Raw genomic sequence first — 25,194 nt, forward strand, 5'->3', positions numbered from 1 at the left:
ATGCATATTCACTTAATCAATCCTAACTCCACCGCTTCTATGACAAATCAGGCAATGGAGAGCGCCCTGATGGTCAAACATACGCAAACCCGTATTACTGCTACCAATCCTCTAGAGACGCCTAAAAGCATAGAGGGGTCTATGGACGAAGCGATGTCGATACCGGGTATGCTTGCTGAGATCATGAAAAGTGAAGCGCAAGACGTGGACGCCTATGTAATAGCGTGCTTCGATGATCCTGGCCTTCACGCTGCACGGGAAGTGGCAAAAGGTCCAGTCATCGGTATTTGTCAAGCAGCAGTCCAGGTAGCGATGACAATCAGCCGTCGTTTTTCGGTGATTACCACGCTTCCGCGGTCGGTCGCGATCATCGAGGAGCTTGTCAGTAATTATGGGGCAGAGCGATATTGCCGCAAAGTTCGAGCAATTGACCTGCCGGTTCTGGCTTTAGAAGATGATCAGTCTCTCGCCGAACAGCTATTAATTGCGGAAATCGAGCGAGCAAAGACTGACGATGGGGCCGAAGCGATTGTACTGGGCTGTGCTGGCATGTCTGCATTGTGTGAACGTCTTAAGATAGCGACCGGTGTGCCGGTCATTGATGGCGTAACAGCTGCAGTCAAATTAGCCGAAGCCCTCGTCGGTGCGGGCTACGCCACATCCAAAGTGAACAGTTATAATTATCCTCTGCCAAAAAATAAGCTTTCTTGTACGTTGACAACATAAAGAATGCATAACAGTTGATTGTTGACAATTTTATGTTGTTTGTTCTACTTATATAGTTGACTTTCTACTTGTATCACGCCTGCTGGTTGAGAAGGGGAGTATAACTCATGGCAGGGCAAAGGGATGCATTGACACATCAGATTGTTGAGAAAATCTGGCTTTCGATAGCTGAACGACGTTTACGTCCTGGTTTCCAGCTTAAAGAAGAGGAATTGGCAGCGTTTTTTAATGTCAGTCGTACTCGCGCTCGACAGGCACTCGCAGCACTTAGTCGCGAGGGATTGGTCGATATAGTCCCCAATCATGGCGCCTTTATTTGCAAGCCGACGGTCAGAGAGGCGCGCGACGTATTTTTTGTAAGGCGTGCAGTTGAGCGATGTGTCGTCCAACATCTTTGTAAACACGCTACACGGGCCGATCTAAGACGTCTGAGCCACCATCTTAGTGAGGAAAAAAGAGCAATCAGCCGGAGAATGACGACGGACATCATCAAGCTTTCAGGCGGATTTCATGTTCTTTTGGCCGAACTTACATCGTCTGACTTTCTTTTTACAATGATGAGAGACCTCATTTCGCGAACATCATTGATTACAGCGATCTACCGCGATACCGATATCGTCAACTGTGGTTCTGAGGAGCATGCAAAAATCGTTGAGGCGATCACAAAACAAAACGCCGAGCAAGCGCTGTGTCTTCTGGCCCATCATCTCGACCATGTAGAATCCAAACTCGACCTTCGCGAAGTGAATGAGTACGCAAATGACCTAAGCACAGTGCTAAGGTAAGAATTTGTGAAAATGTAATTTTTGGATAATCTAAATCAAATATGATGGGTAGACTGGCATTAAACCCAGCTTTAACGGCCGATGTTCTTGACTGGCAATCTGGAACCGCGACCGCCTAAAGCTGTCGGGTTGAAGTACGACTGCTCTTGGCTCTACGTAAGAACCTTCCGGAAATCGCATATGATCGATCAGTTTGTGCCACCAATTCGGCCCCAGTTTCAAATCCGCCAGTTCATGCCCGCTTTAAAGGAACCGATGTTTCTGACCGGTTATCTACAATCGCATCGTGTTACATCTGCCGGGAACCGGACAAATATATTCTTGACTTTGACTCGAAAACAAAAGACCCACCCAACAAATCTGCCCCGGTTACAAGCGCAACTGCCCTTGCCGCGTCAAAGCCGCTTATCGACCAGATACTGCAGATCACGGGTCACCGTGACGCGGGAAGTTTAGGTAATGGCCAGATAATTCTCGGCACTCAAACCACCAATGAAACCATCGGGTCCCGCTTCAAACAACCGTGCGACAACCTTATGCTGCTTCAAATTGAGGAGAGACCGAAACCGATCACAAAAATGCGCTTTGGCAATATATAGGCGCACCCGTTGCAGGGTGAGTTGCTGCGCGCGAGCACGGTCTTCGCGAATGCGGTTACCCCGTCGATTGCTCGGAGGATTCAAATGTCTGATCCAGTTAAACGCGCCGCTATCTGGCTGGCAACCACACCAAACGCAGCAAAGCCGCGCCCTGTCATTCCGTACCTTCGGGAACAGTTTGGGCTAACAGCGGTCGAGGCTGTCCAAGCAATTACAGAAAGCAATCTCATCAGAGCGAGGGCGCAATAATGAACGCTATTGAGAAACGTCGCCCACCAGCGGCAGGCAAGGGCAGGCCGCAAGGCGCAATGAATAAAACCACGGCTTTGCTGAAAGATGCAATCCTGACCGCAGCGGCGGATGCTGGTAATAAGTCGGGTGAAGATGGGCTGGTTTCATACCTGACAAAGCAGGCAGAAGAAAATCCAGTCGCTTTTATGGGGCTGCTTGGCAAGGTGCTGCGGTTGCAGATTTCAGGCGATGCAGAACAGCCTGTTCAAACCATCACACGCATTGAACTTGTGCCGCTTCGTGCGGATTGAGGCGAGGGCACATGAATATTCATACTGCGTCCAATTTGGACATCGAACGGTTTCGCAAGGTTTATGCGCTGGTCGCTGGCGGCGCCACCGAGGGCGAACGCGCAGCGGCCAAGGCGAGAGCCAGCAAGATAGCTGCAAAGGCTGGCCTGTCTTTCAACGAGGCTGTTTCCAAATTGGACGAACCTATTCAGCAGCCAAAACCAAGGAACGTATTCGAGGATTTCTTCAATAGCCCGGAAATGAAAGCTCAGCGTTCGGATCGGCAGCGCAAGGGTGCTGTGAAGCGTGAATTGGTTCTGGAGGAGTACGGGTCGATCAAAGCTGTCTTCGACCCGACACCATGGGAAATAGCTTTGCGAGCCGCAATAGAGCCGTTCTCAGTCATCATGCCGTATGCTTGCACGTCAGGAGTTCAGCGTCAGTACACAGCATTTATGGACGGTGAAGAGGCCGGTATAATGCTGAGAGGAACCGAGAGGGCCAAAAGTACGATTTCATCGGCATTTCCCATGCCAACGACCATCCAAGCGGCGATGGATGAAATTAAGGCTTGGAATAAGCAGCGATGGGACCGCGCCTTGTTCTTTGAATATCACGAACAGGAGCCAGAGGTTTATGTTCGCCAAAGACTGGTTGAGGATTTCATCAATAACGAGCCGGTTCGTTCATGGCGTGACATGGAAGCGCGTTTCGCTTGGAAGAAATACGAATTCGAAAGCCAGTGGATTGATCCCACAGAACGGGAAGACCCGTTTATGGACCGCATCGAGGCCGATTTCGTCATTCTGCGCGGGCTCTATGAAAACGGCAAACCACATGCGGCAACTGTCCAAACTGGACACAGAACCAATGCCGACAAGCGTGCAGCAGTCATGACCATGTTGGACACTCAGCCGGAATTGTCTGACCGCGAGATTTCCCGGCGTCTCGGCGTAAGCCCTCAAACCGTAGGCAATTGGCGCAGGCGCATTGTGGCTTGATATGCATCATAAGATGCGCAGACAGGCTTTATCGCGCCTTGATTATTCTCGATGCGATAAGCCAGCCAACGATTGGCGTAATGATTGCGCTGATAACCACGGCCCAAATCATCGGATAGGCTGGGTTTTGTGAAAGCTCTGGAACTGTCAGGATTACGATAAATCCAATGCCAATCAGAACGATGAACGCAATCGAACTTATGATCGATGCCAATTGAAGCTTTGTCCCCACAATGCCCTCCAGAAGAATATATATTGATGTATGCATGATGTATTGCCTGCAACAATCACGCATTGATTAGGGTCAAAGGCGTTGGGCTGGATCAGCAAAGCCTAGCTCTTCCCGTAATGACAGATTGTCGCAGGTGTAGGCGTCATCGGTATTTGATGGAACATGATAGACGATGATGCGCATTGATATAGATCAAGTCATTGATAATAAACAGCTTTGAAACGATGCTCTATCGTCTTTCGTGGTAAACTCGTTGCAACGAAAGGAGACTACCATGCGGTCAGATGTTGCAATGTCAGGTTATATCCGCATCCGAGTTTTTCAGGATGAAAAGCGGATGCTCAAAGAATTGGCGCGGAAGAAAGGGGCTTCCCTTTCCGGGCTGATACGGGCGGCGGTTTTACCGGCTCAAGGGGCTGAGAACGTAGCGAGGGCGAAATGACCTCTACGACAATCCGTGATTTTCTCGTCTCGCTTGGCTATCAGGTCAACAAGTCGAGCGAACAGACATTCAATGACAGCTTGAAGAAAACGGCTGAGAATGCAGTCAAGCTGGGTATAGCGATATCAAGGCTGTCGGCTATGCGATGTCTCAGGTTGGCGGAAGCGCAGAAGGCGCGCAACAAGCCATGGAAGGCATTGCGGACTTCATACGCCGTTTGCCGGGTGGAAAGAGCTATATTCAAAAGCTGATCGGAAGCGAGGCGGATGCATCGAACATTCCTGCCGTTATGGGCGTCTTGGCTAAAAAGTTTGCCAGCATGCCTTATGCCAACGCCAAGGTGCAAGCGAATTTCATCGGCATTGACGACAACACACTACAGGCCATGATCCGTGATGGCGGGCGCTATTACGAAGAGTATCAGAAGCTGGTGAAAAAGGCCGGTGTGAATGAGGACAAGCTTGCAGGCGATAGTCAGGCGCTCATGGTCAAGGTTCGCAGTTTGGGCCTGTCATTTCAAATTCTCGGCCAAAAGATACATCAGGCTCTAATTGCAAAAGCGGGGCATCCGCCGAGGTTCACGCCTTCCCACGCCGTCAAAGCCCGAATGCGTTCGATCAGGCCAAGCAGGAACTCGCCGCTTTCAAGTTCTCGCTGTTCGAGACAGTAGCAGCCGATCCGCTTTTGCGCGCTGGTCAGTGCCTTAACCTGATTATCGTCTATGCGTCCGTCGTCACCATCGACAAGAAGACACTCCAGGCAACGACCGCTTACGCATCAAACAGCCGTGTCTTTATTCGTGCTGGTCTGCGTTCGCACCACACCGCTGTTAAGGCCCGCCGACTGCTTGAACAGCATAACTATCTCATTCCGGTTGGCCGGAGAAATGGCATCACGGTTTATCGCATCGACAACCCGCATCATGAGCGAGTTCAGATGTATGTTCAGGAATTGGAAGAACGCCAGCGCGAGATTAAAGCCGATCAGAATGTACGCAATAAGCCGCAATCCAGCATGGCAAATAATGCCCACTTTGAGGCTGCAAGGGTGGCAGAAGTTGCCCACCCTGAAAATGACAAGGACGGCAATAAATGCCCACCAAGGATGGCAGAAAGTGCCGACCAAGGTGGGCAGAAAATGCCACCAATTACCTTTAAGGAATACCTTACAGGATTACCTGTAATAAACGGCTATGAAGTGAGCGACGGTTCTCCAGTTATGGGTGACGTTGAGGGGAGCGAAGCGCGCAAATCAAAAGCGCTGTAGCAAGCTCCCCCGACTTCCCGGCAAAGAAAAAAAACGGGTATGCACTCGCAGCAAACGGTGAAGATGAAAACGCGCCATTTCCTTCAATCTCATCGCAGCAAGAGGCCGATAAATTTTTAGCGACCGTGTTCGGCTCAGATTTGAGCAGATTGCATGAGCGCGTGCTGGACGGGTGCCGTAAACGCCTGATGAATGGTTTGCTCACACCGGCATTTGTTCGTGCGCGTATCGATGCACTGGAAAAGTCGCAGCCAGCTTTCTGAGGTGCTTCCCATGCTCGACAAGCTGGTGCCCGGCCATGTTAATGCATCGAGCCATTCTGTTTTACGATTTTTGTGATTGTGAAGGCCTTGAAACCGATAGATTGGTAACTAAATCGAAACCGTCATTCCAACATTTAACGTTCGATCAAATGGAGGTTTCGATGAGCGACCGTTTGTTTGACAGTCCTGTTTTTGTGAAGGACGGCCCTTACCTTGTTCGAGAAATTGCCAGCATCGGGGATGCTTTAGATTTTCTTTATGAATGGCCCGAATACGACCGTGGCCTCATTTATGAAACCGCTTGGAAAGCGTGCTGCGATAGCCACGATGGCATCAAACCAGTGGAAGCAGCAGAGAGCGCCATTCGAGGTTTCGCCAAGAAGACCGGAATTCTCGAAGTACCAGAAGTCGCGCTTCCATGGATGAAGGGCAAAAAATCAGGAGGCGGCCTAGTTCAGGCTTGAAGACGCATCGTGATTTGGTTTCTAATAATTGAAGCGGCTATTCTTGCTGCACTATCGTATGTGTTAGCTTTTATCGGCTGGAAAGAGATCCGCTATTACATGAACCACCGCCGAAAATTATAACACCCTTAATAAACCGAACCCCGGCCTCAACGCCGGGGTTTTTGTTTTGGCTTGGTTTTTCGATTGATCTCCAGACCTGACAAGCGTTAGGCTCAAGTTATTTCGCTCTAACAGCATTATAGGAGGCCGAATATGTCATTAATAACCAGGTCCGCTTTAATTGCCTTGGCTGGCTCACTGTTCATACACCCGGCAACCGCAGCAGTGAATTGCCCAGGGGTAGATCAAGCACTAACGAAAGAGCGAAAGACTGAGTACGCGAAACTCATCTCGGAAAGCCTCAAAGAAAAGGTGAAACCATCAAAGGTCGAAGTTGACAGTTTTATGCAGTCAGATGACTGGACTGTAATTTATGCCTCAACGCCTGTGGCTGACCCCGGCTATTTTTTCTTTGAAAACTCCTCGGGCAAGCAAACGTTTAAAGATGTCTGGGGCGGTATGGCTGATGACGGCGACGGACCTCAACTGGTGAAATTTGCGAAGGACCTCGGAGCCAACGAGAAAATCGCGGCTTGTTTTTCTAAGGTGGTCATTAGCGATTAATCAATTGCGATAAACTCGAAGCCCTTTCTGCGAGGAGATCTGCCGGAAGGCATACGCCGCCAAGGCCGTTTCGAGGTGATGCCTGTTGTCTTATGTTGACATCAGAATCATTTTCCACTCCGCTTCGCTCAGGAAACTCCTCACTGGGCAGAATATTGCCTAACCACGATTACCCAAGCGCAATCCTAGAACGACGGCGATATAACCGAGCACAATACTCAGCGCCAAATAGAGCAACGCTGACATCATTCCGGCTGTCGATCCTGACATAAGTACATATGCCCCGTAAACAAAGCTGGAGAAGGTCGAAAGCCCGCCCATTATTCCAGTCGCTACCAATGTGTTGACACCTTGGCTGAGCGTGCCTTTATGATAAAGCCTGGTCGTAAGTCCGAGCAGGAATGATGCGACGACGTTAGCGACTAATATCGACATCGGAATGCCGTCTGAAAGGTTTGGCACGACCAACATTAGAAATTCACGGGCCATGGCCCCGACAGCGCCGCCGACGAAAACGAATATGATTGTATTAATCATCGCGAGCACCTCACCCTATCCAGCTTGCTAGCAATGCACCGAATGCTGCTGCGGCTAAACCTGCAATAACAGATACAAAAAGATACACGATTGCCAAGCTCTGGTATCGCTCCCGCGCAAGCTTCACTGCATCGAACTGCATCGAACTGAATGTTGTGTATCCGCCGAGAAAGCCGGTTAAAATGCCAGCTTTTAAGATATCGCCAAAGCGTTCATACCACTCGACAGAAAACAGCACCGACAGAAAGCCTATGGCAAAAGCGCCTGTCACGTTGATCAAGAATGTTCCGAGCGGGAATTTCCCCTGATAGCTTTCGCCAGCCAGTTTACCAACCCACCATCGAAACACCGAGCCAAGCCCGCCTCCGAGGCCGACCCACAGTATATCCAACGGCTGCATATGAACCCCTCATCGCCAATCTAGTTAGTAGTAACTAGATTTGGACCGCAGGCAAGATGCTAGCAAAGGTCTCCTGAATTTTAATGAGGGGGTCTGCTCAATTTTGCGCATACCCCTTTTCGCAAGATCGAGTTCTTTCCGCAGTGGAAGAAACCCAATAATCAAGCGAACGAATTTCGTCCGACTGACATGCCCTGTTGAAGGGGCGGGAAACCCATTGATATGCGACTTAGTGCTGATGTGTCCAAAAGCGGACGCATTGGGTAATGCCCAAAACTGAACACTTTTCGATCAAGAGGCGCTGAAAATAGATTATTCATACCCGCACACAAGCGGAAAACTTTATGAATGCTCAGGCGGCTCCGGCATCTGGGTAGCGCGCCGGTCTCCGATGAATTGTGTAATCGTTGTGGTCGTTGCGATAAAAATTTCTCGAAGTGTTGGATCGCTTTTTTTGACGATTTTTAGTGCCGCAACTTCTGTGGCACCCATTTTTAGCTTGCGAATGAGCTTTTCAATATCGGGGTTCGAAAAGCTATGAACATCTCGGCGATGCGCAAAAATGTTTCGAATATCGATTATCGTTTTTAAGTCTTGGTACAGCTTATCACCGTAGATACCTGTCAAACGTCCCAGCTTAGCCTTTGCTTCAAACGACGCAAAAGGCCCGAAGTCGAAATCCTTATCGGTAATCCCTTTGACGTAATGCAAATGCATTCGCACGCATCGAGCCAAATAGTGCTCGAGATAGGCGCCGCTTAGGATGGCCAAAATAGGGTCGTTTGGTGAACTCTCAATAAGCTCCTAGGCTACATCTGACTCTTCTTTAGTAACGTTTGTCTTACGTACAGGTGCCATATATTTCCAATGCTTATCAGTCTACGATACTGATTTCATACGCCGTCAGCTCAATCCCAGAATTATGGCAGTTTCCGATGGCTGACATTTTTCCATGAACGTACGCAATTTTTCGACGGCAACTGAAAACTCATTTCTTTCAACATCGATATTCGTGCTGAAAGATGCACTTATTTTGCTTACAAGGCGCTGCGCATACGCCTTTACCTCGTTCATACCCAAAAAAAACCTCATCAGAAGGCTGTATTTGATTAAGGGCATTTTGCAAATAAGAGTGCACATTCTTAGTGAACGTTGCCGTATTGATTAGTGAAAGCTGATTTGCCGAAGCATTTAGCATATCTAGGAAGCCGTCGAACGCCCGCGTCATTTGTTGCCCACCCATTCACATTTATTTCAAGATGGTGATGTGAGTCGTTTGACAAATCAACTGAACAAACCGGCTGACCGAATATCACACCCCCGCGATGGGCGTTATCTACAAGGGTATATATTCAACTGATACCCTTTCTCGGAAATATCCGAAAAACGGATTTTTGAGACCAATACGCGCACGCGCGCGAGGCTTCACCGATTAATCTGACATCACTACGCGAGAGAAACACCGATTTAAGTTACATCGTAACGCGAGCCGAACCCTAAGATTACCCTAATATCGTTCGAGCCGTTCAGCCGCGCTGATTGCCCTGATATCGATGCGCAGACAAAGCGGTTTATCGAGTTCTAGAGAGGTTCCTTGCAGGGGGGCGTGCACTCATTTCAAGGATAATATCAAACTGCTCAAGCCGCCCCAAGTCACGGAGACGCCGATAGCCAAGAGCAAGAATGCGGTTAGCCTCGTCAATACCGCCGTTCCCGCTGGACCGATTTTCTTAAAGATTGCGTCTGAGTACCTGTAGCAAATTGCAACGCAGATAAAGACCAAGACGATTCCGACAACCGCGCCGGCGTATGATGCCACCTCGTTCTGTAGGCCGCCTTCCATTTTACTCGATAATGTGAGGATAATAGCAATCGTGCCGGCCCCAGCTGTGATGGGCATTGTCAAAGGGAAGAATGCTATATCTGCTGATTTATCACGACCGGTAGGTGCTTCTGCTACACCCGCTGGCGGCGTCGGGTCTGCAACTAGCATTTGCCAAGCAGTGAAGAATACGAAAATCCCTCCTGCAACCTGCATATCGGCAAGAGCGACACCAAAGAACTGAAGGATGCTCGGCCCGATAAATAACGTTATGATAAGCAGAATAGCGCCATAACATGCGACCCTGAACGCAAGTTTGTGGCGTTCCTCTTTCGGCTGGCGACTGGTTTGAGCCAGAAACACGGGAGCCATGCCAATCGGGTTTACCATCGAGAATACCGACATGAAGGTGAATGTCAGCGTGTGGAGGAAAGCCCATTCCATAGATAGCGCCCTTTGCCGAAATCAATCCAAGCTTAACTACATCACTAAATTACTGCGTTTTAGTGAACATTAGGCCGTCAGCCATCAGTCCAAAAGAGTATGCGAACAGATACCCCACGCGGATACGATTTAGGTTTTGAGGGTTTTGAAGGTTCCGCTTAGGAGCGTTTTCGATGTTTTTTCTGCTTTGCCAACAGTTTTGAAGGTTTTGAGGGTTCGCTTCTTCCATATTTGATGATTTTTCACGGCTGAGTTTCGTCAGGCGGTCTATGCGCGGGGAAGAGTTTCGCGACCAGTATGCGCAGGCGCACGAGGCGATTTGATTTAATATCAATGTTTATCAAGCCGCCAACCGAGTGAAAAAGTAGGGGCCAGGGTAGGGACTGAAGAATATTTATTTTAACTAAGTTATTGAAAAGTATATCTTTATTTGATTTAAATGGTGCCGGCCACTGGCACGTTAAAGTTAGGCTTTGCAGCGGCTTGATGGGTGGTCTGCCCATTTGCCGGACGGCACAGGACTGATCGCACGTTTTCATTTTGCCGATGCCTGCGCGGCGCTATGGCTCGACCGCGAGTTGGTCGAGGTGGAAGAACTTTTCTTGGATGATGCCGCGCGTGATATTCGTTCCCCCAGTCACCAACTGACCATCGCCCGCGACGTGCTGCAGACGCGACGGTGCATTGGCTCGCATGAACCTGGATGGGCCTTGAGCCCGAAAGGTTTGCGCAGTGTACAACGAACGCGGAGTGTTAAGACAAGCCGAAAACTTGCCGGCTGTGCTGCAGGCGATCGTTGCTCTCGATGCCTGGAACGAGCTTCCGGTTCTGCAGCATTTGGCGTGGCTTGGTCTTTGCTTGCCGCCTCCATCCTGCGCCAGACCGGCATCACAACTGGCGTACATCTCGCCGCCATCAACCTTGGCCTTAAAACTATTCCGGTTGACCAGCACCGGCATCCTGATCGCGAAACGCGGTTGCTCGCCATTGCTCATAGTCTGATCGCGACCGCCTAAATTGGCATGAGGGAGCATAATCGGCTGACGTTGGCGAGGTTGATGATGGACCGAAAACTAGAGGGGAGGCGAACCTCCTCGAAATTGCCGCAGCTGGTCGCTTGTGTCGGCCGGTCCGGACTAAAACAATCTGGAATAGTACTCCACTCGGCTAAATTTCATATGACGTAACAATGCTTCAACAATCCTTTTAATCGGATTGCTGAAGCATGAATTGCGTTGACTCTGGGCATATCATTTCAAGCTAACGTTCAATAATCCATCGAATTCCAAGCTCAAAAGTCGTTACCCAGAAAAGTCACGATGCTAAAACAGCGCGCTTTGTATTTGTCATATCACTGTAAATTAGCCTTTTGGGCTAAGATCCATAGAGAACCATTTTTCAGACATTTTCGACAGAGTGCCATCGGACTGCATTTCGCCAAGTGCCTTGTTGAGCTTTGCTTTCAGCTCCGGTTCATCCTTGCGCAGACCGATACACACGTTCGTGGCCTGAATGCCGCCGGCCAGAAGTGGTCCGCTAATTTTGAGAGCGCCGTTGCTTTTCTCCGCACGATCCCGCGCAAAGACGACGTTGTCATATTGACCATCGAGGCGGCCGGATTGCAGATCAAGCTTGACCTGTTCGGAGCCTTTGTAAGAGCGGACCTGAGCGACATCGCCGAAATTCTGCTCGACAAATTGCAGTTGGCTGGTTGAAAGCGATGCGCCGAGTGTCGTGCCTTTTACTGCTTCCTTGAGGTCCGCGAGGGCTTTTTTGCCTTCTTCAGTCTCGGTGTTAAGGCTCTCTCCGCTATGCGGGAGATTGGCAAGCGGACCTTCAGCGGGCACGAGGAATGTATTTGGCGTGATCACATAAGGGTCGGAGAAGTCGATAACCTTCCGCCGCTCTGGATTAGGACCCATTGTCAGAACCACATCGAACTTGCCAGCAAGAAGCGACGGAATCTGACCGTCCCAGTCCTGTGCCACGATCGTGCAATCGAGCTCGGCACGCTTGCAGACCTCCTTGATAACATCAAGGTCAAGTCCCTGAAGTTCGCCACTGGGTGTCGTCAAATTGAAGGGCGGAAAAGCACCTTCAACGCCAACGGTCACTGATTTCCATTCCTTGGCAAGCACGCTGCCGCTGTACAGGGCGGACAAAGTGCAAAGGCTGATAACTGCGATTTTTTTAAACATAGTTCCCTCGTTCTTATCGATATCGGGATGCGGTCTTCTGATGAGAACCATTCTTCACACCCGTCTCATCCATGAGTTTGGACCTGCAATCTAGCGATGAAAAGCAGAAATTTGTTCACATATATGAATATAATTCCGTTTTCATGACTGAAGCAATGTCGAAAGGCAATGCAGAGACACCCGGTTCGAATTTCGAACCGGGTGCAAAATCGAAATGAGAAAACTCTATTCCTATCAGCTATTTAGCGCCGCATAGCGCGCAATGTCAGCATGGGTTGCAAACCAGATATCCTTGCGCTGTCGTATGTGGCTAATCAACTCTTTGAGTATCCAGATGCGGGACCGGTGGCCGATGATGTCGGGATGCATGGTCAGCTGGAAAATTCCGCCCTCATCATAGGCCGCATCGAACTCCCGAATGAAGATTTGCAGAATATCATGTGGTGCGATTTGCGGACGCAAGCCGCCCCAACGATCCATCACAAGATAGGCGGCGTCATCGCGAATCCATTCGACAGGCAATTCGGTCACGCCACATGGCTCGCCGTGCAGCAATAGCTCGTAACAATCGACATCGGCCATCAGGGATGAGTCATAAATCAGGCCCATCTCGGCCGTGATTTGCAGCGTGTTATCGCTAAAGTCCCAGGATGGTGTCCGGATGCCAACAGGACGAACGCCGGTAATCTTTTCCAGCGCATCGGCAGAACGGTGCTGAAGATCGCGTTCGGTATCGCCATCAAGCAAAGCATTGCGCTCATGAATCCAGCCATGAAGGGCAATCTCATGTCCTTCATCGATCAGGGCGCGCTGTTCTTCGGGGTAATGTATCGCAGAAACAGCTGGCACAAAGAAAGTCGCCGGAATAGTGTTGAGACGCAGAAGTTCGCGAATGCGTGGAATACCTTGTCTTGGTCCAAATTGACCCTGCGAAAGCGCTGAAATGGATTTGCCGCCATCGCGCAATTCAAACGTATCGTGGTCAGAATCAAACGACAGGCCCACCGCGCATTTTGCACCTTCTGGCCACGCCGATGGTTTTAAACTGCGACCGGCGCGGGCGCGGTTCATGATGGATTGCAGTCTTTCTTCCGGCCATGTCCATGTAGGAACCGGTGTTTCGGTTGTCATGTTGTTGGTCCTCCACTGACCGACAAAGTCTGGCCGGTGATCCAGCTTGCATAGGGGGAAGTCAGGAACAGCACGGCATTTGAGATATCTTCCGGCAACCCAATCCGGCGCAGCGGAATTTCATTGAGCATGGCGGCTTGACCATCGTCTCCATAAGACGCCCATTGGCGCTCATAATCGGGGCTTGTGCGCAAGAAGCCGGGTGCGACAGCATTCACATTGATGCCGAACGGGCCAAGTTCATGGCCAAGTTGTCGTGCGAGGCTGATGAGCGCTGCCTTGGCGCTGGCATAGGCCTGAATTCCTGTCAGGCTGACTCCCAGACCAGCACCGCTTGAAATGAAGACCATCTTGCCTTCGCCACGGCTTTTCATCGCTGGAACGATGGCGCGCGCAACGAGAAATGCACCGCGCACATTGATGTCATATATACGATCCCAGTCTGCAGCCGGTACATCTTCCAAGGGGCGTTTTTTCTGGCCAAGCACACCGCCTGCAACATGCACAAACACATCGAAACCGCCTTCGACCTCGGCGTCAGTTGCCAGTTTGGCGATTGCGGCCTCATCGGTAACATCAAGATGAACTGCGCGGATTGAGCCACCACGTGCAGGACACGCTTCGCCCACAAGACTTGCCAGTTCGGCATCAAGAACATCGGTTGCCGTTACATGTGCCCCATCGGCGGCGAATGCCTCGCAAATTGCGCGGCCAATTCCCCTTGCGGCCCCGGTGATCAGAACTCTTTTTTCTTTGAAGTGAATATCCATTTTACTGCTTGTCTGTTGTGGATGGTTTGTGTCCGAGGCGGGCGCTTAATTCGGCGGCATGCTTTACCACTGCGTCGATCATGCGCTGTCGACACGCTGTGAAGCGCGATGAAATCGTTGCCATATTGAGTGTTGCGATAACTTCGCCGCTTGAATCAAAGACAGGTGCTGCGACACCTGAGCCGCCCATAACGGCTTCTTCATCGCAAATCGCGTAGCCAGCCTCACGCGTTGCGTCGATGATACGGCGGATTTGCACACGGTCGATCACGGTCTTGTCGGTCAAAGGGATGATGCGCTCTTTTGCGAGATAGCTCGACGTCTTTTCCGGCTGCCAGTGTGCGAGAAGAACACGTCCCATTGCCGTGCAGTAAGCAGGGTCGGAGCCTGTCAGGTCAGAATCAAAGCGCACCACCTGATAGCTTGCACTCTTGGCCAGAAGCTTAACGCGGCCATCCTTGCGGCGCGTGCCGAGAAACACAGTCTCCCCTTCGCTGTCGCGCATCGCGTCCATTATCGGCTGTGCGGTGGCAATCAGATAGGCGTCGCTGCCGCTGCACCAGCCGGGGCCGTTTCGGAATGTATCGTGAATTTTATAAGATTCAGTGTCGTCGCGAACGACATAAGCGCGTGCCACTAGAGTTGCGAGCAGATTGAAGGTGCTGCTCTTGGGATAACCCAGTTCCGCAACGATTGCCTTAAGCGTCACCGGTTTATGCGCGCGCGCAAGGAACTCGAGGATTTCGAGAACCCGAACTGCGGATTTCACTTCGCCGTTATTTTCTATGTTCATATATGTGAACCAAATTCCTGTTGTGGAATAATGTGACAGACATACCATCACATGGCAACACAAAAGGAGCACGTATTGAAATGAACACTGAAAACAAGGTTGCCATCGTCACCGGAGGCGCGCGGGGCATCGGAAAGGCTTGTGCTCTCGATCTGGCGCGTGCCGGGTATCACGTTACACTGGTCGATTTGCTGGAAGCGGAACTGGCGGACACCGCTGCCGAAATTGAAAGCCTTGGCGTGCGTGCGTTGCAATGTGTTGCGGACGTCTCAAGCCATAAACGGGCTGGCGAAGTGGTAGCCGAAATGATGGATGCGTTTGGTCGCGTCGATTTCCTTCTCAACAATGCCGGGCGTTCCGCACCTGTCGGCATTCTTGATATTTCGGAAGATGAGTTCGACCGCGCCATCGCAATCAATCTGAAAAGCTGCTTCAACTACATTCAGCATACCGCACCACATATGCTGAAACAGGGCGGTGGCCGGATTGTTTCGATGTCGTCACTGAATGCCTATTCGGGTGGTGTGACGGCTGCGGTCAGCAAGTTCGCTTATGCGGCGGCAAAGGCCGGTATCCTTGGCATGACTCGTTCCCTTGCCAAGGAACTGGGGCCAAACATTGCGGTCAACGCCATCTGTCCTGGCGTCATTCGTACCGAGATTGATACCAATGTCACTGAACGAGCCGACGAGGTTATCCGCGGTATTGCGTTGGGACGGCTTGGCTGTGCTGACGACGTTGCCCGTCTGGTGACTTTTCTGGCGACTTCCGAGCCTTGTTTCATCACAGGACAATCATTCACAGTTGATGGTTTCCAGTTCAATGTCTGAATTTTTGTTCTCTCGACATGGATGAAGCGGAGCTCTAAAAAGCTCAGCTACCCATCAGAGGCCGCCCAGTTTGTTACAGGAGCGGCCTTTGATTGACGCGCCAGCACCAGCCTAATGAGACACCCGGCAAACAAGATGACGTTTATTTCCCTATCCCCCACACGGCCTGAGGCATCATGAAGGCTTTTCTCGATATTCTGAGCTTCGGGCCCGATGGCTGGGGCCATGTGCTGATGATGGCGGTCCTCGTCACCGTCGCACTGTCTGTCGTCGGCTATCTGCTTGGCGCGATCATTGGCGTATTTGCAGCATGGGCCAAAATCTCCGGCGGACGCACGCTTCGTGGCGTTGCAGATGCGTACACCACAATCATTCGCGGCATTCCCGATCTTTTGGTGATCTATCTGTTTTATTTCGGCGGTAGTGCCGCTGTAACAGCAATTGGCCGTTTCTTCGGCGCTCAGGGTTTTGTCGGCTTTCCGGCATTCCTCGCTGGTGTGCTTGCAATCGGCATTTCCTGCGGTGCGCATCATACGGAAGTTTTCCGTGGTGCATTTCGTGCCGTTTCCAAGGGCGAGCTTGAAGCGGCCTCTGCTTGCGGTATGGGACAGGCGCTCAAGTTTCGCCGCATCATTGCGCCGTTGGCACTTCGGCATGCGCTGCCGGGCCTCGGTAATGTCTGGCAGGTTGCATTGAAAGAATCCGCGCTGATTTCCGTTGTCGGCGTTGTTGACATTTTGCGTCAGGCCCAGATTGGAGCAGGTTCTACGGGCTTGCCATTCAACTTCTACCTGATTGCCGGTGCGCTTTATCTGCTGATTTCGTCGGTTTCCGGCACCATTCTGCAAAAAGCGGAACGTCACTTTTCGCGCGGCGTCCGGAGGGCATCATGAACCTTCAGTTCTATACCGAATCCTTCATGCAGATGATGAGCGGCGTGCCGTTGACACTTCAGCTTGCGGCAAGCTCGATTGTCTTTGGCGCTATTCTGGCTCTGCTTTTTGCGCTGATGCGTCTGTCGGGGATTACCGTTCTCGATTGGACCGCGCGTCTTTATGTGTTTGTCTTTCGCGGCACACCACTTCTGGTTCAGATATTCATTATCTATTACGGCCTCAGCCAGTTTCCGTCAGTGCGTTATTCGTTCCTGTGGCCAATCCTGCGCGAACCATACTGGTGCGCAATCATAGCGCTGACTTTGAACAACGCAGCTTATGCCAGTGAAATTATTCGTGGTGGTCTGTTGTCAGTTCCCAGTGGTCAGATCGAAGCTGCAAAAGCCTGCGGCATGTCGCGCTTCACAAGCTTCCGTCGCATTGTGATGCCGCTTGCAATCCGTCAGGCGCTGCCAGGCTATGGCAATGAAATGATCTCTATGGTCAAAGCAACGTCGCTGGCCTCCATCATCACCCTGATGGAAGTAACAGGCATCGCCGCCAAGCTGATCGCAGAATCCTATCGTGCGATTGAAGTGTTCGTCATTGCGGGCGCGATCTATCTCGCTATCAACTTCGTTTTGACACGTGTGCTTATGTTCGCTGAATACAAGCTCACGCCGTATCTGCGCCAGCCCGTCGTCAAAACCGCCACCGAAGGAAAATCATCGTGAGTAAACTTGTGTCTCCAACATCCCCGGTGACGTCGAACGTGGCTCTGAAAGTCGAAAATCTGCGCAAGAGCTTCGGTGCGAATGAAGTGCTTAAGGGCATTTCTCTGGAAGCGCGCGAAGGCGAAGTAATTTCGATCCTCGGCTCTTCTGGCTCCGGCAAATCGACGTTCCTGCGTTGCATCAATTTGCTGGAAACACCGACGTCTGGCACCGTGACTGTTTCGGGCGAGACCATTCGCATGGCGAAGAACTCGAAGGGCGAAGCTTATCCAACTGATAAGAAGCAGGTATCGCGTATCCGCTCTGAACTCGGCATGGTGTTCCAAAGCTTCAATCTCTGGTCTCACAAGACCATTCTCGAAAATATCATTGAAGCACCGATCTATGTGCAGGGCCGTTCGCGTGCCGAATGCGTGGCAGAGGCGGAAGCTTTGCTCGCCAAGGTTGGTATTGCTGACAAGCGCGATTTCTATCCGGCACATTTATCGGGTGGCCAGCAGCAGCGCGCAGCCATTGCGCGTGCACTCGCGATGAAGCCGAAGGTCATGTTGTTTGACGAGCCGACCTCGGCGCTTGATCCTGAACTGGTTGGGGAAGTGCTCCGCGTTATGCGCGGTCTGGCAGAAGAAGGCCGCACCATGCTGGTCGTCACGCACGAAATGGGCTTCGCACGTGATGTGTCCAATCGCGTGGTCTTTGTGCATCAGGGTTTGGTCGAAGAAGATGGTGCGCCTGAAGACGTGTTCGGAAATTCAAAATCCGAGCGTTTCCGTAAGTTTATCAGCCACGAAAATGCAGCCTGATTATTTCAAATAGTTGATGCCAATGCACGGCTTATAGAGTTCATTTCCTTCCTGTTTCTAAGGATCAATGACTTGGGAACTTCGAGAAAGCCGCGAATATTTACTCAAAATCCAAATTATAAACGAACAAACAAATCTGTCCCGATTACTATGAAGACGTTGCTTTCGCCGCTTATTCACGCCAATGAGGAACTGGCACTATTACTGATCCGTTTAGCAAAAAGATCTGGGGGTATATACTGGTCGAACTCGTGCCATCCAGACATTTGGCTACCATTATACGTCTTCGGCACCTGAACGGCTGATATGGCGTTTGAGTAGAGCTGACGCGAATTCGAAATCTTTGTTCTCGATGGCTTCGAGAATGCCTAAGTGGTCTTTACAGGCCTTGCGGATACGCTCTTCGCCCAGACGGTCGAAATCGGAATATTCCGTCATGCGGCGCAGATGGTTCTGCCAACGGACTGATTGCGTGAAAAACCGATTATTCGCCCACGAAACGATGGTTTCGTGAAAGTTGGCATTGGCGTTGAACCAGAGATCGCGTGTGAGATTCTGGATCGGCAGGACCGATATTTCATTCTGCTCGCGTTGCAGAGCTGCGAGCTGGCTGAGATCAGGCGCGTAGTCGGGTTGCGAAAGCGCACCGCATTCGATCACCAGGCGGAAGGCGTAGCTTTCATTGACCGCGCGCTCATTATCGAGCGACTCGGCAAAGCGCCAGCCATGGCCCGGAAGACGCTCTGCGAGACCTTCGGTGGCAAAACGCATCAGGACCCGGCGCACCGCGCCGCGCGTCGCACCCAGCTGATCGGCAAGTTCGGCTTCCGACACTTCGTCACCAACAGCACCAGAGGCGCGCGCACTCATCAGACGCCGATAGAGCTCTTCCGCCTCCGATGGCGGCAGCAGATTGTCGTTGAGTTCGTCCGGCTCTGGAATGCGATGCAGCTGATATCCGCGATTGGGTGTCTGACTGACAATACCCTGCTGCACAAGAAGATTGAGCACCTGACGCACGGGCGACCGCGATACACGGAGCTCTTTTGCAATGGCAGCATCCGACAGCCGGTCGCCGATATTCCAGCGTGCAGCGGATATGAGCGAGACCATTTTATGTGCGACTTCCGCCTGAAGACTGCTCAGGCCGGATTCGCCTTCCGTTGATCTCTTAACGTCCATATTCACGCGCAGCGCCCCCTGAATGTGCGTTCTCTCATGGACCTATGCTCAAAGAATACGGGATATTTTGAAATAGGCCATTTCTTTCTCGTATAGCCTATCCCATTGGAATGACAGGTTGGCTCTCAATAGGAAGGGTATAAATCTAATTGTTCCATGTTCTAATAAAAAACTGTTGACTCCGCAATGATTGAATGTGAATTGTATTAAGAAGATACAAAATACAAAATGTGAAATATGGATTGAGTATGTCAGTTACCCCATTTCCATTCATTACAGTTTCGGGCGTACCGGAAGAGCGCGGGCGCCAATATGGGGTGCTGGCGGCTGAACGCATCCGGCGCAGCGCGGGTCTTTATTCCAGCACGCTCGACGCGTTTGGTCTTTCGCCTGAGCGCAGGCAAGGTCTCATCGAAGAATTTGCTGGCCGGATCGAGGAATTCGACGCGTCTTATGTCGAGGAAATGCGCGGCATCGCCAAAGGTGCGGATGTGCCGTTTGAGCAGATCGTCATGATCAATGCACGCACGGAAGTCGTTGCGATGGCGCGTGCGGAAACTGGTTCGCCTGATCCCGAAGAGCAGGATGACGGCTGCACCGGTGCTCTCATCATGCCTGCGAAAAGTACTTCTGGTAATCTGGTTCATGGCCAGAACTGGGACTGGCGTTCTGAATGTGTGGAAACCGGCATTGTGCTGCGTGTTCGCAACAATTGCGGCCCCGATTTTGTAACGTTTGTCGAGGCTGGTGGGCTAGCGCGCAGCGGCTTCAATGAAGCGGGAATCTCGATCACCGCCAATTATCTCGAATGCGAACGCGACTATAAGAAGCTGGGCGTTCCTTTGGGTCTCGTGCGCCGCAAGGTGCTTGAGCAGGAGCATTTTGCCAAAGCAATAAAGGCTGTGGCTTCGACACCAAAATCCTGCTCAAACAATATCATGATTGCGACGAGCGCCGGTTTCGGCATCGATTTTGAATGCGCGCCGGATGAGTCCTTCCCGATCCTGCCTGAGAATGATCTGATCGTTCACGCCAATCATTGGGTCAGCCCAATTGCGCTGACAAAGCTGCGCGACACCGGCATCCCGTTCGTACCTGAAAGCTTCTACCGTGATTGGCGCGTTCGCCAGTCTCTTGAATCACATGGTGGAAAAATTGGCCGCAAGGAGCTGAAGGAAGCACTGTTCGACGACTTCCTGACACCTTATGCAGTCTGCCGTCCTCCACGTGCTGGCAATCACGACAATATCACGGCCACAGTTGCCATGGTGGTGATGGAAGCAGCGCTTGGCGTGATGGAAATCGCGCCGCTGCCTGCTTTGAACCGCCAGTTTGCGACCTACTGTCTGCAGGATTATACGCCGCTACCGTCTGATGCCGCGCCACGCGCGAAATCCCTCTTTATCGAAGGCTAAAGAAATGCTGCGCTTTGCGCTTTCCAGAATAGGCATGGCCATTCCAACATTGCTGATCGTGGCAGTGGCTGTGTTTGTGATTGTCCGGCTGATACCGGGCGATCCTGCAGCCCTGATGCTGGGCGATTCTGCGGATGCTGCGACGCTGGCCGCGCTGCGCGAGCAGCTGGGCCTCAATCACAGCGTCTTTACCCAGTTTCTGATCTGGGGAGGCAATGTTCTGCATGGTGATCTCGGTGTCTCCATTGCCAACCAGCAGCCGGTTCTTTCTCTGGTTCTGGAGCGCTTCTCGGTCAGTGCGCGTATCGTCTTGTCAGCAGTTATGCTTTCTACGCTTGTCGCTGTTCCGCTTGGAATGATCGCAGCCTGGAAGCAGAACAGCCTGACCGATCTGACGCTTGTGACCTGTGCAACCTTGCTACTTTCGGTTCCGACATTCTGGATGGGCTTGCTGCTGTTGCTTGCCTTTGGCCTCAAGCTCGGCTGGTTGCCGATTGTCGGCTATGTCAGCTTTGGTGAGAACCCATGGAAAGCGTTTCTCTATCTGGTTTTGCCGATCACTACACTGTTTCTGCATGAAATCGGCGTCATTCTGCGGATGGCGCGCGCCTCGACGCTTGAAGTGCTGAATCTGGATTACATCACCCATGCCCGCGCCAAGGGACTGTCGGAAGCAACCGTGATGTGGCGTCATGCTTTCCGTAATGCGTTTGGCCCGACCTGGACACTGTTGGGGCTGATCCTTGGCAATCTGCTTGGCGGTATTGCAGTTGTGGAAACGGTTTTCACGATTCCCGGACTTGGCAGGCTTCTGGTTGATGCGATCTTTGCTCGCGATTATCCCGTCATTCAGGGCTGTTTGCTGTTCACAGCCTGCGTTTATGTGCTGGTCAATCTGATCGTGGACCTTCTCTATCCGTTCTTCGACCCGAAGGTGACGGCAAAATGAAAAATCTCTCTCTCAACGCGATTATTGGCGGAACCCTGACCGCAACGCTTCTCACTATAGCGGTGGTAGGTTCCTTCTGGACGCCTTACAACCCGTTGGCCCTCGACTTTGCCGCGCGCCTTGCGGCGCCAAGTGCCGCGCATTGGCTGGGTACGGATGAATTTGGGCGCGACCAGCTGAGCCGTCTTATGAGAGGCGCATCGGCCAGTGTTTCAATCAGCGTGTTCACAGTCTTTCTCGCCACCCTCGGCGGAGTGCTTGTCGGGGCGATCAGCGGCTTCTTGCGTGGCTGGTTCGACCGGCTGTTGATGATGGTCAATGATGCTTTGCTGGCGTTCCCCGGCATATTGATGGCGCTTGGTTTGCTGGCCGTCTTTGGCGCCAACAAGAATGGCATCATCTTAGCGCTTGCTCTGGCCTATATGTCTTCGGTGATCCGCGTGGTCCGTGGCACGGTTTTAAGCCTGCGTGAACGGGAGTTCGTTGAGGCTTCCCGCGTCATGGGAAATTCGGAAATCTATACAATGGTGCGCCATATTCTGCCCAACTGTCTGGCACCTGTTCTGGTCATGGCAACGTCCATGTGCGGCTGGGCAATTCTCGCGGAAAGCTCGCTCAGCTTTCTGGGTCTGGGTGTGCCGCCGCCAGCGCCGACTTGGGGCAATATGCTAGCGGGAAGCCGCAATTTCATTGAGCAGGCCGTTTGGCTTGGTATATTCCCTGGTCTTGCAATTTCGCTGTCGCTGCTTGGTATTAATCTTCTTGGTGATGCGTTGCGCGACCGCCTCGACCCACGCATGAGGAAGCGCTCATGACTTCCGCACCCCTGCTTGAAATCAACGATGTCAGCCTGCGTGTTGGCGACAGTGCGTTGGAGATCGTCAAGCGCGCTTCCTTCTCCATAAAAGCTGGCGAAATTCTTGGCATCGTTGGTGAATCCGGCTCTGGAAAAACCATGCTCGCGCGGGCGGTCATGGGGCTGGTTCCGGCGTCCATTAAAACAAGTCATGGTGCAATCCGCTTCAAGGGGCAGAACGTGTCAACGATGTCGCCGACCGCTTTGCGCGGGCTGCGTGGCGATGGCATTGCCATGATCTTTCAGGAGCCGATGACTTCGCTTACCCCGTCACTGACCATCGGGCGGCAGCTTGAAGAAGGGCTGGAACTGCACTTTCCAGCCGAGAAAGCACAACATGCCGACTGGATCAGAGCTATGTTGTTGCGTGTTGGTATTGCCGATCCTGATCGGGCAGTTGAGGCGTTCCCACATGAGTTCTCAGGCGGAATGCGCCAGCGCATCATGATCGCCTGCGCGATGCTCATGAAGCCTGATCTGTTGATCGCGGACGAGCCGACCACTGCGCTTGATGCGGTTATCCAGCGCGAGGTTATGGAGTTGCTGGTCGATCTCACGAGGGAACGTGGCACGACCGTTTTGCTGATCAGTCACGATCTTCCAATGATTGCGCGCTATTCCAAACGTGTGGTTGTGATGCGCCATGGTGAAGTGGTTGAAACGGGCGATACCGCGGATGTTCTGGCAAAGCCCCGGCATGATTACACCCGTAAACTGCTTTCGACATTACCGGTTCGTGGGCCTGCACGCGTGGTTCCAAAGGCAGATCCGCTGATCAGCGTGCGCGATCTTGTTGTCGATTTTGAAGGCCGGGGTGGCTGGTTCAAGAAAGCTGTTGGCAAGCGAGCTCTGCATGGGGTTACGATTGATGTTCTGCCCAACGAGGTTGTTGCAGTGGTTGGCGGCTCGGGTTCGGGCAAGACCACGGCCGCGCGCGTGATGGCTGGACTAATCAAGCCGAGCGAAGGGAAGTTGCTGTTCAAGGGACAACCTGTCGAGAGACGTTCATCCCATTATCAGGATTATCGTTATCACACTCAGATGGTGTTTCAGGACCCTTATTCATCACTCGATCCGCGTATGAAAGTGGGCGAGTTGGTCAGTGAGGCGCTGCGCTTCTCGAAAGAGCTTTCGTCCAGCCAGAAAGTGGATCGTGTTCGCGAAACACTGGAGGACGTTGGCCTCGGTGGAGATTATACCAATCGCTATGCGCATGAAATGTCGGGTGGTCAGCGTCAGCGTGTGGCGATTGCGCGTGCGCTCGTGCGCCGTCCCGCTTTTGTCATTGCCGATGAAGCAGTCTCGGCGCTTGACGTAACCGTGCGTGCGCAGGTTCTCGATCTCTTTGCCAAGTTGCAGCAGAGCTATGGCTTCGGTTGCCTGTTCATTACCCATGATCTGGGCGTGGTTGAACAAATTGCCGATCGTGTGGTCGTGATGAATGACGGTCGCATTATCGAGCAGGGAACGCGCGACGAGATTTTCGACGCGCCGCAAAACGGCTATACCCGACGTCTTTTGTCAGCCATTCCAATGCTCGAACTGACGGGCGAGGGCGGCGTCAAACTCAAATGGCGCGGCGATAGTGCAAATACGAAATCCGGAGAGGAGGGCGGTCATGTCCATCACTGAGGAAAAGCCTGTTACTAAACGGCAGGGCCATGGCAAAAAACTCAGCTTCTACGATTTCGGAGCGACCACGTTTTTTGCAAGTCAGTTCGATCAGCGTTTCAGTTACTGCCTTTATGTCCCTGAGGACTATGATGAAGACGGCACCGAAACGCACGAACTGATCGTTATCATTCACGGGACGGGGCGGACGGCGGCACAGTACCGCGATCACTTTGCAAATTTTGCGCGAAAGAACCGCTGCATTGTTCTGGCGCCGCTGTTTCCTGCGGGCATCGTCGTGCAGGGCGATCTTGCCAACTACAAGCGCATCGAGTTTCACGGCATTCGCTTTGATCATATTCTGCTGTCGATGATCGACGAAGTGGCCGCCAAGTATCGCGTCAAAAGCAATCGCGCTATCATGTACGGCTTTTCGGGCGGCGGGCAGTTCTGCCAGCGCTTTTTCATGCTGCATCCCCACAGGCTCAAGGCCGTCTCAATCGGAGCGCCGGGCATAGTAACTCTGCTCAATTCTGATTATGACTGGTGGGTTGGCGTTCGCGATGTTGAAGCACGTTTTGGCTGCCGCATTGATCTTGAAGCGATGAAGGCTGTTACGGTTCATACAGTGATAGGTGAGGAAGATACCGCGACTTGGGAAATCGCCATCCCGCGTGACAGCGCCTTCTGGATGGGCGGCGCCGATCTTCAGGGCGATTGCCGGATCGAACGCATTGAAGCACTGGCCAAGTCTTTTGAAGCGCATCGCATCCCGGTTCGCAGGGACAGGGTGCCGGGCGTGGCTCATGAGCCTTTCAAAGTGCTGGAGCCGGTCGAAGCATTTTTAGCGGACGTGCTGAGGTCACAAAGCTGACCATA

General features: G+C 52.0%; 28 protein-coding genes and 3 pseudogenes. 20 read left to right on the forward strand and 11 right to left on the reverse strand.

Annotated elements, in window-relative coordinates:
• Together WH356_RS20710 and WH356_RS20715 are read left to right on the forward strand one after the other, a co-directional pair.
• Positions 1-726, forward strand: coding sequence for an aspartate/glutamate racemase family protein (locus WH356_RS20710; protein WP_339514218.1), 726 nt, complete (start codon positions 1-3; stop codon positions 724-726).
• A 107-nt stretch (positions 727-833) separates the two neighbouring features.
• Positions 834-1,511, forward strand: a complete 678-nt coding sequence (locus tag WH356_RS20715) for a GntR family transcriptional regulator (RefSeq protein ID WP_339514220.1) — start codon at positions 834-836, stop codon at positions 1,509-1,511.
• Between the two features lie 452 nt (positions 1,512-1,963).
• On the opposite strand, the gene WH356_RS20720 is transcribed toward WH356_RS20715, so the two are convergent.
• Complete coding sequence (locus tag WH356_RS20720; protein WP_339514222.1) at positions 1,964-2,194, reverse strand: hypothetical protein; 231 nt, start codon at positions 2,192-2,194, stop codon at positions 1,964-1,966.
• Between WH356_RS20720 and WH356_RS20725 the strand changes: the two genes are divergently transcribed.
• From WH356_RS20725 to WH356_RS20735, 3 genes are read left to right on the forward strand one after another with little or no spacing between them, the layout of a single operon-like run.
• Positions 2,195-2,359 (forward strand): hypothetical protein, encoded by a 165-nt coding sequence (locus WH356_RS20725; RefSeq protein WP_339514224.1) that lies wholly within the window; start codon positions 2,195-2,197, stop codon positions 2,357-2,359.
• Positions 2,359-2,652, forward strand: coding sequence for a hypothetical protein (locus WH356_RS20730; RefSeq protein ID WP_339514226.1), 294 nt, complete (start codon positions 2,359-2,361; stop codon positions 2,650-2,652). The genes WH356_RS20725 and WH356_RS20730 overlap by 1 nt, the downstream gene beginning before the upstream one ends.
• A gap of 11 nt (positions 2,653-2,663) precedes the next feature.
• The gene (locus WH356_RS20735; RefSeq protein ID WP_339514228.1) at positions 2,664-3,632 is read left to right on the forward strand and encodes a helix-turn-helix domain-containing protein; all 969 of its coding nucleotides are present in this window, start codon (positions 2,664-2,666) and stop codon (positions 3,630-3,632) included.
• A gap of 28 nt (positions 3,633-3,660) precedes the next feature.
• Here the strand turns inward: WH356_RS20735 and WH356_RS20740 are convergent, their stop codons facing one another.
• Positions 3,661-3,900, reverse strand: coding sequence for a hypothetical protein (locus WH356_RS20740; protein WP_339514230.1), 240 nt, complete (start codon positions 3,898-3,900; stop codon positions 3,661-3,663).
• 238 nt (positions 3,901-4,138) lie between these two features.
• Here WH356_RS20740 and WH356_RS20745 point away from each other — a divergent pair, with 238 nt between their 5' ends.
• From WH356_RS20745 to WH356_RS20765, 5 genes and pseudogenes are all read left to right on the forward strand, one after another.
• Positions 4,139-4,306, forward strand: a complete 168-nt coding sequence (locus tag WH356_RS20745) for a hypothetical protein (RefSeq protein WP_339514232.1) — start codon at positions 4,139-4,141, stop codon at positions 4,304-4,306.
• 513 nt (positions 4,307-4,819) lie between these two features.
• Positions 4,820-5,489 (forward strand): annotated as a pseudogene (locus WH356_RS20750) (hypothetical protein).
• Positions 5,444-5,835 (forward strand): annotated as a pseudogene (locus WH356_RS20755) (hypothetical protein). The pseudogenes WH356_RS20750 and WH356_RS20755 overlap by 46 nt, the downstream one beginning before the upstream one ends.
• Before the next feature lie 161 nt (positions 5,836-5,996).
• The gene (locus WH356_RS20760) at positions 5,997-6,299 is read left to right on the forward strand and encodes a DUF982 domain-containing protein (RefSeq protein WP_339514234.1); all 303 of its coding nucleotides are present in this window, start codon (positions 5,997-5,999) and stop codon (positions 6,297-6,299) included.
• 255 nt (positions 6,300-6,554) lie between these two features.
• Positions 6,555-6,965: a hypothetical protein gene (locus WH356_RS20765; protein ID WP_339514236.1), complete on the forward strand. Its 411-nt coding sequence runs from the start codon at positions 6,555-6,557 to the stop codon at positions 6,963-6,965.
• 159 nt (positions 6,966-7,124) lie between these two features.
• On the opposite strand, the gene WH356_RS20770 is transcribed toward WH356_RS20765, so the two are convergent.
• From WH356_RS20770 to WH356_RS20785, 4 genes are all read right to left on the reverse strand, one after another.
• Positions 7,125-7,502 (reverse strand): CrcB family protein, encoded by a 378-nt coding sequence (locus WH356_RS20770; protein ID WP_339514238.1) that lies wholly within the window; start codon positions 7,500-7,502, stop codon positions 7,125-7,127.
• Between the two features lie 10 nt (positions 7,503-7,512).
• The gene (gene crcB / locus WH356_RS20775; RefSeq protein WP_339514240.1) at positions 7,513-7,902 is read right to left on the reverse strand and encodes a fluoride efflux transporter CrcB; all 390 of its coding nucleotides are present in this window, start codon (positions 7,900-7,902) and stop codon (positions 7,513-7,515) included.
• 342 nt (positions 7,903-8,244) lie between these two features.
• Entirely contained in the window at positions 8,245-8,619 is a 375-nt protein-coding gene (locus tag WH356_RS20780; RefSeq protein WP_339514242.1) for a hypothetical protein, read from the reverse strand.
• A gap of 895 nt (positions 8,620-9,514) precedes the next feature.
• Complete coding sequence (locus WH356_RS20785; RefSeq protein WP_339514244.1) at positions 9,515-10,168, reverse strand: MarC family protein; 654 nt, start codon at positions 10,166-10,168, stop codon at positions 9,515-9,517.
• Positions 10,169-10,638: 470 nt separating this feature from the next.
• On the opposite strand from WH356_RS20785, the pseudogene WH356_RS20790 reads away from it, so the two are divergent.
• Positions 10,639-11,325 (forward strand): annotated as a pseudogene (locus tag WH356_RS20790) (DUF1612 domain-containing protein); the annotation flags it as partial.
• Positions 11,326-11,529: 204 nt separating this feature from the next.
• Here the strand turns inward: WH356_RS20790 and WH356_RS20795 are convergent.
• The 4 genes from WH356_RS20795 to WH356_RS20810 form a co-directional block, all read right to left on the reverse strand.
• Complete coding sequence (locus tag WH356_RS20795; RefSeq protein WP_339514246.1) at positions 11,530-12,366, reverse strand: transporter substrate-binding domain-containing protein; 837 nt, start codon at positions 12,364-12,366, stop codon at positions 11,530-11,532.
• Between the two features lie 234 nt (positions 12,367-12,600).
• Entirely contained in the window at positions 12,601-13,497 is an 897-nt protein-coding gene (locus WH356_RS20800) for a polysaccharide deacetylase family protein (protein ID WP_339514248.1), read from the reverse strand.
• Entirely contained in the window at positions 13,494-14,267 is a 774-nt protein-coding gene (locus tag WH356_RS20805) for an SDR family NAD(P)-dependent oxidoreductase (protein ID WP_339514250.1), read from the reverse strand. The genes WH356_RS20800 and WH356_RS20805 overlap by 4 nt, the downstream gene beginning before the upstream one ends.
• 1 nt (position 14,268) lies before the next feature.
• Positions 14,269-15,060, reverse strand: coding sequence for an IclR family transcriptional regulator (locus WH356_RS20810; RefSeq protein ID WP_339514252.1), 792 nt, complete (start codon positions 15,058-15,060; stop codon positions 14,269-14,271).
• Between the two features lie 80 nt (positions 15,061-15,140).
• On the opposite strand from WH356_RS20810, the gene WH356_RS20815 reads away from it, so the two are divergent.
• From WH356_RS20815 to WH356_RS20830, 4 genes are all read left to right on the forward strand, one after another.
• Positions 15,141-15,890 (forward strand): SDR family NAD(P)-dependent oxidoreductase, encoded by a 750-nt coding sequence (locus WH356_RS20815; protein ID WP_339514254.1) that lies wholly within the window; start codon positions 15,141-15,143, stop codon positions 15,888-15,890.
• A 176-nt stretch (positions 15,891-16,066) separates the two neighbouring features.
• On the forward strand, positions 16,067-16,783 hold the full coding sequence (locus WH356_RS20820; RefSeq protein WP_339513366.1) for an ABC transporter permease: 717 nt from the start codon (positions 16,067-16,069) through the stop codon (positions 16,781-16,783).
• A complete protein-coding gene (locus tag WH356_RS20825) occupies positions 16,780-17,499 on the forward strand; it encodes an ABC transporter permease (protein ID WP_339514256.1) in 720 nt (239 codons plus the stop codon). The genes WH356_RS20820 and WH356_RS20825 overlap by 4 nt, the downstream gene beginning before the upstream one ends.
• The gene (locus WH356_RS20830) at positions 17,496-18,302 is read left to right on the forward strand and encodes an ABC transporter ATP-binding protein (RefSeq protein WP_339514258.1); all 807 of its coding nucleotides are present in this window, start codon (positions 17,496-17,498) and stop codon (positions 18,300-18,302) included. The genes WH356_RS20825 and WH356_RS20830 overlap by 4 nt, the downstream gene beginning before the upstream one ends.
• 276 nt (positions 18,303-18,578) lie before the next feature.
• On the opposite strand, the gene WH356_RS20835 is transcribed toward WH356_RS20830, so the two are convergent.
• Positions 18,579-19,484 (reverse strand): GntR family transcriptional regulator, encoded by a 906-nt coding sequence (locus WH356_RS20835; protein ID WP_339514304.1) that lies wholly within the window; start codon positions 19,482-19,484, stop codon positions 18,579-18,581.
• 248 nt (positions 19,485-19,732) lie between these two features.
• Between WH356_RS20835 and WH356_RS20840 the strand changes: the two genes are divergently transcribed.
• From WH356_RS20840 to WH356_RS20860, 5 genes are read left to right on the forward strand one after another with little or no spacing between them, the layout of a single operon-like run.
• The gene (locus tag WH356_RS20840; RefSeq protein ID WP_339514260.1) at positions 19,733-20,899 is read left to right on the forward strand and encodes a C45 family peptidase; all 1,167 of its coding nucleotides are present in this window, start codon (positions 19,733-19,735) and stop codon (positions 20,897-20,899) included.
• A gap of 4 nt (positions 20,900-20,903) precedes the next feature.
• Positions 20,904-21,848 (forward strand): ABC transporter permease, encoded by a 945-nt coding sequence (locus tag WH356_RS20845; RefSeq protein ID WP_112812990.1) that lies wholly within the window; start codon positions 20,904-20,906, stop codon positions 21,846-21,848.
• Positions 21,845-22,663: an ABC transporter permease gene (locus WH356_RS20850; protein WP_339514267.1), complete on the forward strand. Its 819-nt coding sequence runs from the start codon at positions 21,845-21,847 to the stop codon at positions 22,661-22,663. Before WH356_RS20845 ends, WH356_RS20850 begins: the two co-directional genes overlap by 4 nt.
• Positions 22,660-24,336 carry an ABC transporter ATP-binding protein gene (locus WH356_RS20855; RefSeq protein WP_339514269.1) on the forward strand — a complete coding sequence of 559 codons (1,677 nt, stop codon included), beginning with the start codon at positions 22,660-22,662 and terminating at the stop codon, positions 24,334-24,336. Before WH356_RS20850 ends, WH356_RS20855 begins: the two co-directional genes overlap by 4 nt.
• Positions 24,323-25,189, forward strand: a complete 867-nt coding sequence (locus tag WH356_RS20860; protein ID WP_339514271.1) for an alpha/beta hydrolase — start codon at positions 24,323-24,325, stop codon at positions 25,187-25,189. Before WH356_RS20855 ends, WH356_RS20860 begins: the two co-directional genes overlap by 14 nt.
• Positions 25,190-25,194: the final 5 nt, after the last annotated feature.

Origin of the sequence: Ochrobactrum sp. MYb379 (assembly GCF_037479515.1) — a bacterium.
Classification (GTDB): domain Bacteria; phylum Pseudomonadota; class Alphaproteobacteria; order Rhizobiales; family Rhizobiaceae; genus Brucella.